This window comes from Rhodococcus sp. NPDC003348 (genome assembly GCF_053589375.1).
The window spans coordinates 1-14,431 of the sequence record NZ_JBSFRT010000072.1; the positions used below are offsets into that span (position 1 = coordinate 1).

Annotated in this window: 14 protein-coding genes; 9 read left to right on the plus strand and 5 right to left on the minus strand. The window is 70.6% G+C overall.

The window, feature by feature from the left end:
• Window positions 1-127 precede the first annotated feature (127 nt).
• From grpE to ACWDU4_RS27510, 3 genes are read left to right on the plus strand one after another with little or no spacing between them, the layout of a single operon-like run.
• Window positions 128-574, plus strand: a complete 447-nt coding sequence (gene grpE / locus ACWDU4_RS27500) for a nucleotide exchange factor GrpE (RefSeq protein ID WP_450117140.1) — start codon at window positions 128-130, stop codon at window positions 572-574.
• Between the two features lie 34 nt (window positions 575-608).
• Window positions 609-1,793, plus strand: coding sequence for a molecular chaperone DnaJ (dnaJ, locus tag ACWDU4_RS27505; protein WP_450117128.1), 1,185 nt, complete (start codon window positions 609-611; stop codon window positions 1,791-1,793).
• 50 nt (window positions 1,794-1,843) lie between these two features.
• The gene (locus ACWDU4_RS27510) at window positions 1,844-2,245 is read left to right on the plus strand and encodes a heat shock protein transcriptional repressor HspR (RefSeq protein ID WP_450117129.1); all 402 of its coding nucleotides are present in this window, start codon (window positions 1,844-1,846) and stop codon (window positions 2,243-2,245) included.
• 89 nt (window positions 2,246-2,334) lie between these two features.
• On the opposite strand, the gene ACWDU4_RS27515 is transcribed toward ACWDU4_RS27510, so the two are convergent.
• Together ACWDU4_RS27515 and ACWDU4_RS27520 are read right to left on the minus strand one after the other, a co-directional pair.
• A complete protein-coding gene (locus ACWDU4_RS27515) occupies window positions 2,335-2,826 on the minus strand; it encodes a hypothetical protein (protein ID WP_450117130.1) in 492 nt (163 codons plus the stop codon).
• A 109-nt stretch (window positions 2,827-2,935) separates the two neighbouring features.
• The gene (locus ACWDU4_RS27520; RefSeq protein WP_450117131.1) at window positions 2,936-3,388 is read right to left on the minus strand and encodes a hypothetical protein; all 453 of its coding nucleotides are present in this window, start codon (window positions 3,386-3,388) and stop codon (window positions 2,936-2,938) included.
• Window positions 3,389-3,590: 202 nt separating this feature from the next.
• Between ACWDU4_RS27520 and ACWDU4_RS27525 the strand changes: the two genes are divergently transcribed.
• The gene (locus ACWDU4_RS27525; protein WP_450117132.1) at window positions 3,591-4,256 is read left to right on the plus strand and encodes a response regulator; all 666 of its coding nucleotides are present in this window, start codon (window positions 3,591-3,593) and stop codon (window positions 4,254-4,256) included.
• Entirely contained in the window at window positions 4,253-5,443 is a 1,191-nt protein-coding gene (locus ACWDU4_RS27530) for a sensor histidine kinase (protein ID WP_450117133.1), read from the plus strand. The genes ACWDU4_RS27525 and ACWDU4_RS27530 overlap by 4 nt, the downstream gene beginning before the upstream one ends.
• Before the next feature lie 34 nt (window positions 5,444-5,477).
• On the opposite strand, the gene ACWDU4_RS27535 is transcribed toward ACWDU4_RS27530, so the two are convergent.
• Window positions 5,478-6,617: a nitric oxide synthase oxygenase gene (locus ACWDU4_RS27535; protein ID WP_450117141.1), complete on the minus strand. Its 1,140-nt coding sequence runs from the start codon at window positions 6,615-6,617 to the stop codon at window positions 5,478-5,480.
• Between the two features lie 235 nt (window positions 6,618-6,852).
• Here ACWDU4_RS27535 and ACWDU4_RS27540 point away from each other — a divergent pair, with 235 nt between their 5' ends.
• The gene (locus ACWDU4_RS27540) at window positions 6,853-8,016 is read left to right on the plus strand and encodes an FAD-binding oxidoreductase (protein ID WP_450117134.1); all 1,164 of its coding nucleotides are present in this window, start codon (window positions 6,853-6,855) and stop codon (window positions 8,014-8,016) included.
• A 23-nt stretch (window positions 8,017-8,039) separates the two neighbouring features.
• Here the strand turns inward: ACWDU4_RS27540 and ACWDU4_RS27545 are convergent, their stop codons facing one another.
• A complete protein-coding gene (locus tag ACWDU4_RS27545; RefSeq protein ID WP_450117135.1) occupies window positions 8,040-8,798 on the minus strand; it encodes an FAD-binding oxidoreductase in 759 nt (252 codons plus the stop codon).
• Between the two features lie 129 nt (window positions 8,799-8,927).
• Between ACWDU4_RS27545 and ACWDU4_RS27550 the strand changes: the two genes are divergently transcribed.
• The 3 genes from ACWDU4_RS27550 to ACWDU4_RS27560 all read left to right on the plus strand — a co-directional run bounded on the left by ACWDU4_RS27550 (window position 8,928) and on the right by ACWDU4_RS27560 (window position 13,199).
• Window positions 8,928-10,496, plus strand: coding sequence for an AMP-binding protein (locus ACWDU4_RS27550; RefSeq protein WP_450117136.1), 1,569 nt, complete (start codon window positions 8,928-8,930; stop codon window positions 10,494-10,496).
• 82 nt (window positions 10,497-10,578) lie between these two features.
• The gene (locus ACWDU4_RS27555; protein ID WP_450117137.1) at window positions 10,579-11,295 is read left to right on the plus strand and encodes an alpha/beta hydrolase; all 717 of its coding nucleotides are present in this window, start codon (window positions 10,579-10,581) and stop codon (window positions 11,293-11,295) included.
• A 47-nt stretch (window positions 11,296-11,342) separates the two neighbouring features.
• Window positions 11,343-13,199, plus strand: coding sequence for a hypothetical protein (locus ACWDU4_RS27560; protein WP_450117138.1), 1,857 nt, complete (start codon window positions 11,343-11,345; stop codon window positions 13,197-13,199).
• 170 nt (window positions 13,200-13,369) lie between these two features.
• Here the strand turns inward: ACWDU4_RS27560 and ACWDU4_RS27565 are convergent.
• Window positions 13,370-14,431 (minus strand): NADP-dependent isocitrate dehydrogenase (locus tag ACWDU4_RS27565; RefSeq protein WP_450117139.1); only part of this gene is annotated, 1,062 nt, incomplete at its 5' end.

The following is a 14,431-nucleotide window of genomic DNA, read 5'->3' on the forward strand; positions in this document are numbered from 1 at the left end:
TTTATTTGGTGTGTAGTTACTTAAGAACAGCGGGGGGCGCGGCCGGGGCCGGTGCGGCCCACCCCCCCCCCCCGGGCCGCCCGGCCCGGCCGCCCCCGGGCCCGCGGCGGAGATCGAGGTCGACGAGCTGGCCAAGGCCATCGTGGAGCGGGACCAGGCTGTCAAGGACCTGGGCTACGCGAAGGCCGATCACGCCAACGACCTGCGCAAGTTCAAGATCCGTCAGGCCGAGGCGGTGGACAACGCCAAGGTCGCGATCGTCACCAAGTTCCTCGACGTGGCCGACGACCTCGACCGGGCCCGCGCCCACGGCGACCTCGAGTCCGGTCCGCTGAAGGCACTGTCCGACAAGCTGTCCGGCGTGTTCGACGGCATCGGGCTGATCGCGTTCGGGCAGGAGGGCGACGTCTTCGCCCCGGATCTGCACGAGGCCGTGCAGATGGAGGGTGAGGGCCACAACCCGGTGCTCGGCACGGTGCTGCGCAAGGGATACAAGCTCGGCGATCGCGTGCTCCGGCACGCGATGGTGACGGTCACCGACGGCGAGCCCGCCGCGGACGAGTCCGCACAGTAATCACACAAGTAACAGTGAGAGGAGGAGGCACCCGGTGAGCCAACGGGAGTGGATCGAGAAGGACTTCTACAAGGACCTGGGTGTCTCCTCCGACGCCTCGGCCGACGAGATCAAGAAGGCCTACCGGAAACTGGCGCGGGACCTGCATCCCGACGCCAATCCCGGTGACACCGCCGCCGAGGAACGCTTCAAGGCGGTCAGCGAGGCCAACGCCGTGCTGTCGGACCCCGCCAAGCGCAAGGAGTACGACGAGACCCGCCGGTTGTTCGCAGGCGGTGGCGGCGGCTTCGGTCGCGGCGGTTTCGCGCCCGGCGGCGAATACACCACCGGCGGTACCGGCTTCAGCGGCGAGTTCAACATCGGCGACCTGTTCGGCGGCGGCGCCGGCGGTGACGGCGGCCTCGGCGACCTGTTCGGTGGCCTGTTCGGCGGGCGCGGGGGCACCCGCACCACCGCGGCCCGGCCGCAACGCGGCTCCGACGTGGAGGCCGAGACCACCCTGCCCTTCCGCGAGGCGGCGACCGGCGTCACCGTGCCGCTGCGCCTGACCAGCCCCGCGTCGTGCACCACCTGCCACGGCAGCGGCGCCAAGCCGGGCACCAGCCCGCGAGTGTGCCCGCGCTGCAACGGTTCCGGCATCGTCAGCCGCAACCAGGGCGCCTTCGGATTCAGCGAGCCCTGCGACGACTGCCGCGGCACCGGCTCGATCATCGACGACCCGTGCTCCGACTGCCACGGCACCGGCGTGCAGAACCGCACCCGCTCCCTCACCGTCCGCATCCCCGCCGGCGTCAGCGACGGGCAGAAGATCCGCCTCGCCGGCCAGGGCGAGGCCGGCATGCGGGGCGCACCGTCCGGCGACCTGTACGTCACCGTGCACGTCAACCCGGACAAGGTGTTCGGCCGCAGCGGCGACGACCTGACCGTCATCGTGCCGGTCAGCTACGGCGAACTGGTGCTCGGCACCACGCTGTCGGTCCCGACCCTGGAGGGACGCGTCGGGGTGAAGGTCCCCGCCGGCACCGTCGACGGCCGCATCCTGCGGGTCCGCGGGCGCGGCGTACCCAAGCGCTCCGGTGGCGCCGGCGACCTGCTGGTGACCGTCAAGGTCGCGGTGCCCACGCATCTCGACGAGAAGGCCACCGAGGCACTGGCCTCGTACCTCGAGGTCGAGAAGGCGAGCGGATTCGATCCGCGCGCAGGCTGGGCCGGTGCCTGATGGCCCGGTACCGTACCGACACCACACCCAGGACCGTGCGGAGGTGAGTCATGGCCAAGGATCAGAACCAGGACGGCGCGCTCGACCCCGATGCACAGGTCTTCGTCATCTCGGTGGCGGCCGAACTGGCGGGGATGCACGCGCAGACGCTGCGTAACTACGACCGGCTCGGACTGGTCACCCCGCACCGCACCACCGGCGGCGGACGCCGGTACTCGCCGCGGGACGTCGCCCTGCTGCGGGAGGTGCAGCGGCTGTCCCAGGACGAGGGCGTCAACCTCGCGGGGATCAAGCGGATCATCGAACTGACCAACGAGGTGCAGGCGCTGCAGAGCCGCGTCACCGAGATGGCCGCGGAGATCGCCCGGCTCGCCACCGGTTACCGCCGCGACCTGGTGCCCGTGCCCCGCAACAACTCCATCGTCGTCTGGAAGCCGCGCCACGAGCGCTGACACCACCGCCCACCAATGACCGAATGTGGGATTCGATCAGTCCAACTGATCGAATCCCACATTCGGTCATTCTTGGATAGGGGTGGCGGCTAGCTGGAACCGAAGAGGGGACGCGGGCCGACGGTGTACCCGGCGTTGAGGTATGGGAAGCCGGTGTCCATCCGGCTGTCGAGGCGGTAGCGGCCTGCGGCCTGCCCCTCGAGCCGGGTGCCGTTCAGGTCCCCGCCGTTGTACGAGTAGTTGTTGGCCATGAAGACCGCGTCACCACCCGGCACCGAGTACGTGACGTCGACCCCGATGCCGCCCGGATCGCTGTTGGCCGCGGTCACGATCGACTGCGAGTGCGCCGGAATGATCGCCTGCGGCCCGTTGATCCACCGCCCGTACGGGTTGTCCGACCCCTGCAGGATCATCGGGTCGTTCGTGTCGTTGGTGATGGTCATCGCGACGGTCGGGCCGGTGGCGGGGAGGGTGCCCGCGGTTGCGGTGCCGCCGACGGCGACGGCGGTGCCGACCGCGACGAGTGCGGCCAACGGCAGGACCGCATAGCGGGCGAGGTGGCGGGACGGGGTGCTGATCATGTCTTCTTCCTTTGCAGTGGTGAGGATTTCGGGATCGAGGGGTGAGGAAGCAGCCGCGCGCACCTGCGTCGCACGGCCGCCCCCTCCGGCCTGCTGGTCTGTCTCGTCGTCACGGCGTCCCGACGAGGGTGTAGGTGGCGGACATGTCGGGGTGACCGGCATGCACCGTGCGGCCCAGGCTCCAGCGGTCGCCGCCGGTGACCTCGGTGCCGTCGAGGTCGACGCCCGTCCCGAAGTTGTTGGCGGCGAACGTGGCCCGCGCATTCCCGGGCAGCTGGTAGGTCGCCGAGATCGCGCCGCCCGGATCCTGGGTGAGTGCCGTGACGACCACCGTGGTGTGGGGCGGGATCGTGTCGGGCGGGGCGGAGCGCCACCAGCCGAACCCCGGTGACCGGTCCACGAGGTGGATCGGGACCGCCGAGCGGTTGGTGATCGCCATCGCGATCGTCGGACGTGTGCTCGCGGTCGCGACCCCACCGAACGCGACCGCGGCGCCGGTGGCCGCGAGCGCGGCGGCGGGCTGGGTGAGAAATCGGGTGACCCGACCGGTGGTGGTTTTCATGACAGCTCCTGTGGTGCCGTGGTCTCTTGGTTGGTGCCGGACTGTCGTTCCCGGCGATGTGACCAACTGTGCGCCGGACCGCGCGCCCGGCGCGTCCGCCGTCCGGTCCACGTTCGGGACGACATCGGTGTCCCCCGATCGGGGGAGGACGAGCATCCGTCCAATCGGGTGCCTGTCCGACGGGACCGTGAGACAGTGAGCCATGGCCGGTTCCGGCTCCGCGGGAACGAACGTCGCGAAGGTGCGGGTGGTCGTCGGGGACGATCACCCGATGTTCCGTGAGGGCGTGGTGCGGGCACTGACCGGCAGCGGCCTGGTCGAGGTGGTCGGGGAGGCGGACGACGGCATCGCGGCACTGGACCTGATCCGCGCCGAGCACCCGCAGGTGGCACTGCTCGACTACCGGATGCCGCACCTGGACGGCGCGCAGGTCGCGGCGGCGGTCCGACGCGACGAGCTCGGCACGCGGGTGCTGCTGCTGTCGGCGCACGACGAGTCGGCCATCGTCTATCACGCGCTGCAGTCGGGGGCTTCCGGGTTCCTGCCGAAGGAATCGACCCGTGCGGACATCGTCACCGCAGTCCTCGACTGCGCGAAGGGCCGCGACGTGCTGCCCGTGGATGTCGCCGCGGGCCTGGTCGGCGAGGTGCACCGTCGGGCCGAGCCGTCCGGGCCGGCGCTGAGTGCTCGCGAACGGGAGGTGCTCGCCGGCATCGCCCGTGGGCAGAGCCTCCCCGCGATCGCCGCCGACCTGTTCCTGGCCCCCTCGACCGTCAAGACCCATGCGCAGCGGCTGTACGAGAAGCTCGGCGTCTCGGATCGGGCCGCTGCGGTCGCCGAGGCGATGCGTCGAGGGTTGCTGGAGTGACCGAGTTCGCGGACCGGGTGATCGGACGGTACGAGGCGCAGACCGTCCGGGTCGCCGCGGTGCTGCGGCTGCCGCTGATCGTCCTGATCGCGACGCTGGGTCCCGTTGTCCCGGTGGAGCACTGGATGCCGGCGGTGTTCTGGACCGTGCTGGCCTGCTACGCCGTCGTGGCGGTGGTGTGGCTGGCGATGGTGTGGCGTGGGCGGGTCGGATCCTGGGCGGGCTGGGTCTCGACGGCCGTCGACATCACCGCGCTGCTTGCGCTGTGCGTGGCGTCCGGCGCCGGGACCGCCCAGCTGCTGCCGGTGTTCTTCGTGCTGCCGGTGGCGGTGGCGTTCCAGTACCGCCCCGGACTCACCGCGGCGCTCGGGTTGTGCACGGCCGCCGGGTTCTACGTGGTGTGGCTGTTCTACGCGGTGCGCGACGACACCGTCGACCTGCCCGGCGTCGTCTACCTCTACGTCGGGTTCCTGCTGTGGCTGACCGCCGCGACGACCGCGCTCTGCACGGTGCTGGTGCACCGCTCCGGGACCGTGGTGGGGCTGCTCGACGTCCGTCGCCGACTGCTGGCGGAATCGATGGATGCCGAGGAACGCGAGCGTCGACGGCTCGCCGAGCACCTGCACGACGGTCCGCTGCAAACGGTGCTCGCGGCCCGGATGGATCTGGAGGAGGCGCTGGAACGGACCGCGGACCCGGCGGTGGCCACGGCGGAGGCGGCGTTGCGAGTGGCGGCCGGGCAGCTGCGCTCCACGGTCACCACGCTGCATCCCCAGGTGCTCGAGCAGTTGGGACTGGCGGCCGCGCTCCGGGAGCTGGGGGAGGCGTCCGCCCGTCGGTCGGGACACGCCGTGCGCCTGGACCTCGACGACGTGGGGCGCCACCCGGAAGGCGAGGCGCTGCTCTACCGCACCGCGCGGGAGGCGTTGGCGAACGTGGAGCGGCACGCTCGTGCCGGCACCGTCGAGATGCGCCTGACCCGGGATGCCGACTCGATCGGACTGGTCGTCGCCGACGACGGCGTCGGATTCGACCCCGCCGTCCTCCCGGAACGGGTGGGACAGGGACACATCGGCCTCGCGTCGGCGGCACTGCGCGTCGAGGCGGTCGGCGGCACTCTCGACGTGGTGTCTGCGCCCGGCGCGGGAACACGCGTCGAGGTGCGGGTGCCCGACGGCGGCGGGTGAACCGACCCGGGACCGACGAGGCCCTCTCGCGCCGTCAGCCGCCGGTGACCGGGCAGCCCGAGGCGCCCGTCCGGGTCACGAAGTTCGGCCGCACGTCCAGGTCCGGCGCGTCGTAGAGCCGGTGGTAGGTCGGCGTCAGCGATGCCGACATCGGCGGATTGATCCAGGACCAGTCGGTCGGGCAGGTTCGACCGGCCGCCTCCTCCCGCCCGACGAAGTCGAGGAACTGCTCGGCGACGGTGTGGTGGTCGACCATGATCACGCCGGCCTCGCGGTAGCTGTGGATGACGGCCCGGTTCAGCTCGACCAGGGCGCGGTCGCGCCACAGCGTGCGGTGCGAACTCGTGTCCAGGCGGAGCTTGGCCGCGATCGTCGGCAGCATGTCGTACCGGTAGGTGTCGGAGAAGTTGCGCGCCCCGACCTCAGTGTTGACGTACCAGCCGCTGAACGGTGCACACGGGTAGGTGAGGCCGCCGACCTCGAGGTCCATGTTCGACACCGCCGGCACCGCGTGCCACTTGAGCCCGAGGTCGGCGAACCATTTGTAGTTCGGGTGGGTGAGCGGCACCTCCAGCACCAGCTCGCGGGGCACGTCGAACCAGCGCATCGGTTCGTCCGGTGTGGAGATCAGCAGCGGGAGGACGTCGAACCGGGTGCCCTCGCCCCGCCAGCCGAGCCGGGTGACCAGTTCGGTCAGCTCCACGTGCGCGGGATCGCCGGTCACGGAACCGTCGGCGTGGCGGTAGCCCGCGTAGCGGATCAGCTGAGGGCTGAGGATGCGGTATTCGCGGCCGTCGTCGAGGGGGCGCGGTCCGATCGTGATGACGGACTGCAGCGCACCTCCGTTCGTCGCGACGCGCAGGTGCTCCCAGCACGCTTCCGCCAGTTGCTCCGCCGTTGCCGCGTCGCGAGCATCGATCAGCTTCAGCGTGCGCCAGTGCTTGCGGCCGACGCAGCGGGCGTGGTTGCGCCAGGCGAGCTTGGCGCCGACCAGCAGCTCCTCGGTGGTGTGTTCGTAGCGTCCGGTCAGCGTGAACTCGTCGATCGCCTCCCGCGCCCGCGTAGCGGGCAGATGGGACAGTTCGGGCAGGGCGTAGAACTCCGCGCACTCACGCAGCCGGCGTTCCGACTCCTGTACGGCCTGCGTCCCGATCGCTGTTCGTTCGCTGTTCAGTGACTCGTCCCCAACGGCAATGGCCACGACCTCGAAGCTCCTTTCTTACGCTGTCCGAAACAACGTCGGGCGCAGCCTAGTGGGATCGCTCACAACCGTCGATCCAGCGTGGGGGCCCCTTCGATTTTGTGAGATCCGCCGCATAGAATCACTCAAACCCAATCGGCGGCCGCCGAGTCTGCGCTCTGTCAGGACGCCGACGGTCGCCGTTCGCGCGCGGAACGGGGACAGTGCGGTGGACGCAACGAAGATTTCGCTAGTCCGGACGACTTTCAAGGCAGTCGCCGCGGTCGACGACGGACCCGAGCGGCTGGCCCGCTCGTTCTACGCGATCCTCTTCTCGCACTACCCGGGCACACGCGAGTTCTTTCCCGCGGCGATGGACGTCCAGCGCGACCGGCTGCTGCGGGCGATCGGCTACGTCGTCGGCAAGCTCGACGAGACCGACCAGATCGTGCCGTTCCTCGCCCAGCTCGGCCGCGACCACCGCAAGTACGGCGTAACCGACGAGCACTACATCGCCGTCGGCAACGCGCTGATCACCGCGCTCGAGGACTTCGCGGGCAACGAGCTGTGGACCGAGGAGGTCGACCAGGCCTGGCGCGAGGCGATCGCACTGATCGCGTCCGTGATGATCGAGGCCGCGCACTCGGAGTCGGGACCGCGGACCTGGGTGGGTCGGGTCGTCGAGCACAACCAGGTGCTTCGGGACGTCGCCGTGGTCCGGCTCCAACTCGACCAGCCGATGCACTACAGCGCCGGCCAGTACGTCAGCGTCAGCGTCCCGGGACGGCAGAGGATGTGGCGGTACCTGTCGCCGTCGATCCCGGCCAACGACGAGGGCCAGATCGAGTTCCACATCCGCCGCGTCTCCGGTGGCTGGGTCAGCCCCGCCATGGTGGGGCAGACCGCGCTCGGTGACGAGTGGCTGATCGCCTCGCCGCTGGGCGCGCTCGGCATCGACCGGGCGTCCGGGCGCGACCAGTTGATGATCGGTTCCGGCACCGGCATCGCGCCCCTGCGCGCGCAGGTGATGGAGATGGCGATGCGGGGCAGCAACCCCCGCGTGCACCTGTTCGTCGGCGGCACCTACCCCTGCGACCTGTACGACCTGGAAACCCTCTGGCAGCTGGCGCGGACCAACCCGTGGCTGACGGTGATCCCGGTGTCCGAGCAGGACACCGACCCGTGGTGGCACTTCGACCCGGTCCCGACGCCACCGCCGGGCATGCACCAGCGCCTGACCGGCAAGCTCGGCGAGGTCGTCGCGGAGTTCGGGGCCTGGGAGGACCGCGACATCCAGATCGTCGGATCGCCGTCGATGGTGAAGACCGTCAAGTACCGGCTGCAGGCCAAGGGAACGCCGATGGAGAACATCCGGCACGATCCGCTCTTCTGATCGTCCGCGGGGCGGGGGGCGGGTCAGCCGACCTGGATGGCGCCGGCCGGGGTGCCGGTGTCGACGAGGGCACGGACGGTGGAGCGGACCATCGCGGGCGACCCGACGACGAGAACCTGGTGGTCGACGTAGGCGCCGTACGAGCTCACCACCTCGGCGAGGGTGCCCTGGATGTAGTGGTCCTCGCCGTACCCGGCGGCGCCGCGGACCCGTTCGTACCACTGGTCGGCCCAGGCGGGGTCGACGATCTCCTCGACCACCGGGATCACGGTCAGCCACTCGAGCTGCTCGTCGAGCAGCCACAGCATGTCCGAGGCGTACAGGTCACGCGGGTACCGGCCGCCGATGAACAGGAAGACCCGCGGCGGCTGCGGGCGCCGCGTGAGGTCGAGGATCAGGGCCCGCAGCGGGGCGAGGCCGGTGCCGCCCGCGACCATGATCACCTCGCGGGCATCGGGGTCGATCGACAGTCGTCCGCTCGGTGCGCCGACCTGCCACTCGTCCCCGACGGCGGTGTCCGCGACGATCGCGCCGCTGAGCCATCCGGCGGGCACGGTCCGGACGTGGAACTCGAGCTTGCCGTCCAGCGACGGCGGCAGGGCCGGGGAGTAGCGCCGGCCCAGGTTCGGGTTCTGCGGCACGATCACGCCGATCGACTGGCCCGCGGCGAACGGGACGAACTCGCCCTCGAGGCGGATGACGGCCAGGTCCTCACGCAGCCGGTGGTGCTGCACCACTGTCACCGTAGTCAGTTCCACCTGCTGCTCGTCCGCGGTCTGCATGAGGTCTCAGGGTAGTCGGATCGTGGCCCCGCTCAGCACAAACGAAACTGGCACTAGAACATGTGTCAGTTTTCGATCTACTGTGTGAGGCACACCACGCGCACCGGCGCCCACGAGAGCGGAGCATTCATGACCACCGACGTCCTGCATCGGCCGCAGTTCCTTGCGGATCTGCTGATCACGGCGCTCGAGCGCAACGCCGACCGTCCGGCGCTGTACCTCGGTGACGTCGTCCTGACGGGCGGACAGATGCGTGACCAGATCAGCAGCTTCGTCCAGGCGCTGGCCTCGCAGGGTGTCGGCAAGGGGTCGACGGTGGCGATGCTGTCGAAGAACCGGCCCGAGGTGCTCATCAGCGTCGGCTCGCAGATGATCCTCGGCTGCCGCAACACCGCCCTCGCCCCGATGGGGTCGATCGACGACCACGCCTACATCCTCGGCGACGCGGAGATCGAGACGCTGATCTTCGACCCCACCGCATTCGAGGAGCGGGCCGCCGAGCTCAAGGCCACCGTCCCCACCCTGAAGAACTTCTTCTCCCTGGGCCCGTCCGAGGTCGGCACCGACATCCTCGCCCTCGCGGAGGGATTCCAGCCCACCCGTCTCGTCGCCGCGGACGTCGACGGCGACGACCCGTCGAGCATGGTCTACACCGGCGGCACCACCGGCAAGCCGAAGGGCGTGGTGAACACCTTCGCGTCCGGTGTGACGCTGCCGCAGATCCAGATGGCCGAATGGCAGTGGCCGGACGAGATGCGCTTCCTTGCCTGCACCCCGCTCTCGCACGCGGGCATGGCGTTCTTCGTGCCGACGCTGATGCGGGGCGGCTCGCTCGTCGTGCTGCCCGCCTTCGAGCCCGGCGCGGTGCTCGAGGCCATCGAGAAGCACAAGATCACCGCCACCATGCTGGTGCCGACGATGATCTACATGCTGCTCGACCACCCCGACCTGAAGACCCGCGACGTCTCCAGCCTGCAGACCCTCTACTACGGCGCCTCGGCGATGTCGCCCGCGCGACTGCGGGAGGGCATCGAGAAGCTCGGGCCGATCTTCTTCCAGTACTTCGGCCAGTCCGAGTGCGGCATGACGATCTCCGTGCTGCGCAAGGAGGAGCACGTCCCCGACGATCTCGAGCGGCTCGCGTCGTGCGGTCGGCCGGTGCCGTGGCTGAACGTCAAGCTGCTCGACGACGACCTGAACGAGGTCCCGCAGGGCGAACTCGGCGAGATCTGCGTTCGCGGCCCGCTGGTGATGAAGGAGTACTGGAACAAGCCCGCCGAGACGGAGGAGGCGCTGCGCGGCGGCTGGCTGCACACCGGCGACATCGCCCGCGCCGACGCCGACGGTTTCCTGTTCATCGTCGACCGCAAGAAGGACATGATCGTCACCGGCGGCTTCAACGTCTTCCCCCGCGAGATCGAGGACGTCATCTCCGCGCACCCCGCGGTCGCGTCGGTCGCGGTTGTCGGTGTGCCGGACGAGAAGTGGGGCGAGGCGGTCAAGGCGTGCGTCGTGCTCCGCGACGGACAGACCGCGTCCGCGGAGGAACTCGCCGGGATGGTGAAGGAGGCGAAGGGCGCCGTGCACGCCCCGAAGTCGGTGGACTTCGTCGACAGCCTGCCGCTCACGCCGATCGGCAAGCTGGACAAGAAGGCCCTGCGCGCCCGGTACTGGGAGGGCTCGGCCCGGGCGGTGTAGGCGCTCCGCGCCCGTGAGTTCTTGTGGCCCCCGTACGGGCCAGAAGGACTCACGGGCGGCGCAGCCGCGGTAGCGTCGGCGCATGGCGACGTACCTGTTGCTTCCCGGCGCCGGATCGGATTCGTCGTACTGGCAGTTCGTGACGCCGCTCCTGCGTGCGCGCGGGCACGAGGTGATCGCACCCGACCTGCCCAGCGACGACGACTCGGCCGGGCTGGTCGAGTACGCCGACGTCGTGGTGGCCGCGGTCGGCGACCGCCCGGGGGTGATCCTGGTGGCGCAGTCGATGGCGGGTTTCCTCGTCCCGCTGGTGTGTTCGCGCATCGCGGTGGACCTCGTCGTGCTCGTTGCGGCGATGGTGCCGACCGCCGGCGAATCCGCGGGCGACTGGTGGGCGAACACCGAGCAGGCGGCCGCGCAGCGCGCCCTCGACGAGCGGGACGGCCGCGACCCGGACGCCGAGTTCGATCCGATGGTGACGTTCCTGCACGATCTTCCGCCCGAGACCCGGGCCCTCGCGATGACCGGTGCCCGTCGCCAGTCGAACACGCCGTTCGAGCAGACGCTGCCGATGCCGCCGTGGCCCGACGTGCCGACGCGGTTCCTGCTGTGCACCCGGGACCGGATGTTTCCCGCCGACTTCCTGCGTCGGCTGGTGCGGGACCGCCTGGGCATCGAACCCGACGAGATCGACTGCGGCCACCTGCCCGCGCTGGCCCGGCCGGACGAACTCGTCGAGCGACTCGAGGGGTACCGGGCCGCTCCCGTGTTCACGGAACCCGTCGACGATCAACGTTAGGCTCCCTCACGATCCGGCGGTGGACGCCGTCCGGTACGGAAGGTGGTGTGGACACGGTGGTGGCGGTGGGGACGGACCGCGCGAGCGCTGCCGCCGACCCGTCACCTCGTCCGACCTCCCGACACGCGCGCCGGATCCTGGCGGCCGCCGTGATCCTGGTGGCCGTCCAGACGGTGGTACGGGGCGTGCTCGCGCTCGGCGGCGACCTGTACTGGGACGACCTGATCCTGACCGGGCGGTCGGCGGCGCTGCCGCTGCTCTCGCCCGAGTTCCTCCTCTACAACCACGACGGCCACCTCATGCCGGCCGCATTCCTGACAGCCGGGGTGACGACGGCGCTCGCACCGCTGCAGTGGTGGGCGGCCGCGACGACCCTGATCGTCCTGCAGGTGGTGGCGGCGTTGGCCGTGCTGCGCGTGCTGTGGTTGCTGCTCGGACCGCGGCCCGCCGTGCTCGCCGTGCTGGCGCTGTACCTCTTCGCGCCGCTGACCGTGCCGTCGTTCGCGTGGTGGGCGGCCGGGCTGAACTCGCTGCCGATGCAGGCGGCGCTCGCCTGGGTGGCCGGCGACGCGCTGCTCCTCGCCCGGACCGGCCGGCGCCGGTACGCGCTGAGCGGCACGGTCGTCACCGCGGTCGCGTTGGCCTTCTTCGAGAAGTCGGTACTGGTGCCGCTGGTCGCCTTCGCGGTCGTGGCGCTCGTGTCGCGGGTCGACGGCGTCGCCGCGCCGCTGCGGACCGCGTGGCGGACCGGTCGTCGGCTGTGGCTCCCGGCGGCGGCCGTCGTCGCGGTGTGGGCGGGGGTGTACCTCTCCGTCGCCGAGACGGGCATGCGCGTCCCGTCCCGCGACGAGGCCGTGAGTTTCGTGCATCACGGGACGTCGCTGGGAGTGCTCCCGACCCTGCTCGGAGGTCCGTGGCGGTGGGAGCGGTGGCCGCCGGGACCGCCGTGGGCAACGCCACCGACCGGCCTGGTCGTGGCGAGTTGGATCGTCGTTCTGGCCGCGGTGGTCGTCACCGTGCGGTGCAAGCAGCGCACCGGCTGGGTGTGGACGGCGATGGTGGCGTACGTGGCGGCGTCCGAGGTCGCGATGATGCTCGCCCGGTCCGGCCCGGACACGACCTACGAGATCGCGCAGACCCTGCGATACACCAGTGACAGTGCCGTCGTGCTGGCGCTCGGGCTCGCCCTGCTGGCCCGCGCGCCGAGCCGGCCGGACACCGGGCGCACCGGCGCCGCCGCCCGGTACCTGGCGACACCCGCAGTGGTGACCGCCGTCGTCGCGGGGCTGGTGGCGTCGAGCCTGTGGTCGACCGTCACCTTCACGCGCACCTGGCGGGACAATCCCGGCGCCGACTACCTGGACACCGCCCGCGCGTCGCTGGCCGCGCACCGGGACGTGCCGCTGCTCGACCAGCCGGTGTCACTGATGACGCTGCTGCCGGTCGCCGCGCCGTGGAACGGTGCCGCGCACGTCTTCGCCCCGTTGTCCGACCGCCCCGAGTTCGCCGACACCACACCGGAACTGCGGGCACTCGACGAGTCCGGCAGGCTCGTGCACGCGACGGTGGAGGCGGTGCGGTGGACGGTCCAGGGGCCGGAACCGGGCTGCGGCACCCGAATCGGGTCGTCCGGTGGGGACGTGCCGCTGGGTGGGCCGCTGATGATCTGGCAGTGGACCGCCCAGCTGAACTACTGGGCGTCCGGGGACGGGACCGTCGCCGTCGGCCTCGGCGCAGGCGAGCCGGTCGTGGTGCCGGTGCGGGACGGCCTGAACCGGGTGTACGTGCGGCTGTACGGGACCGGCTCCCGGCTGTCGGTGCGGCCCCTGACGCCGGGCCTGGACCTGTGCCTCGGGGTGGGCCCGGTCGGTGTGGTGGTGCCGGGCACCGAGGTGATCCGGTGACCGCGCCCGGGACCCGGGACCGAGCACCGACCGACCGGCGGGCGTTCGCCGCGCTGCTCGTCGTCGGCACCACGCCGGGTGACCGGCAAGGCGCCGGGTCGTGAGCGTCCCCACGCGAAAGGCCCGCAACCCGGAGCGGGTGCGGGCCTATCGTGTGGGGGCGGTGCGACTCAGCCTCGCGCGGCCGCCAGGGCGTCGTTGAACGTGTGGCTCGGGCGCATCACGGCCGCGGTCTTCTCGGCGTCGGGCTGGTAGTAGCCCCCGATGTCCACCGGGTTGCCCTGCGCATCGCCCAGCTCGCCGACGATGGTGTTCTCGTTCTTCGCGAGCGCCTCCGCCAGCGGCGCGAAGTGTGCGCGCAGTTCCTCGTCCTCGGTCTGAGCGGCGAGTTCCTGGGCCCAGTACATGGCGAGGTAGAACTGGCTGCCGCGGTTGTCGAGCTCACCGGTGCTGCGGGACGGGCTCTTGTCGTTCTCGAGCAGCTTGCCGGTCGCGGCGTCGAGGGTCTTGGAGAGCAACACCGCCTTCTTGCTGCCGGTCTTGATGCCGAGATCCTCGAGGCTGACGGCGAGAGCGAGGAACTCGCCGAGCGAATCCCAGCGCAGGTGGTTCTCCTCCGTCAACTGCTTGACGTGCTTGGGGGCCGAGCCACCCGCACCCGTCTCGTACAGGCCGCCACCGGCCATCAGCGGCACGACGGACAGCATCTTCGCGCTCGTGCCCAGTTCCAGGATCGGGAACAGGTCGGTGAGGTAGTCACGCAGGATGTTGCCGGTGGCCGAGATGGTGTCGAGCCCGCGGATGAGCCGTTCCATCGTGTACCGGATCGCGCGGACCTGCGACATGATCTGGATGTCGAGGCCCTCGGTGTCGTGGTCGGGCAGGTACTTCCGCACCTTCGCGATCAGCTCGTTCTCGTGGGGGCGGTACGGGTCCAGCCAGAACACGACCGGCATCCCGGAGTTGCGGGCGCGGGTGACGGCGAGCTTGACCCAGTCCTGGATCGGCTCGTCCTTGACGATGCACAGGCGCCAGATGTCGCCCTCTTCGACGTTCTGGGTCAGCAGGACCTCACCCGTCGCGAGGTCCGTGATGTTCGCGACGCCCGCCTCGGGGACCTCGAACGTCTTGTCGTGAGAGCCGTACTCCTCGGCCTTCTGCGCCATCAGGCCGACGTTCGGCACGGTACCCATGGTGGTCGGGTCGAACGCGCCGTTGGTCTTGCAGAAGTT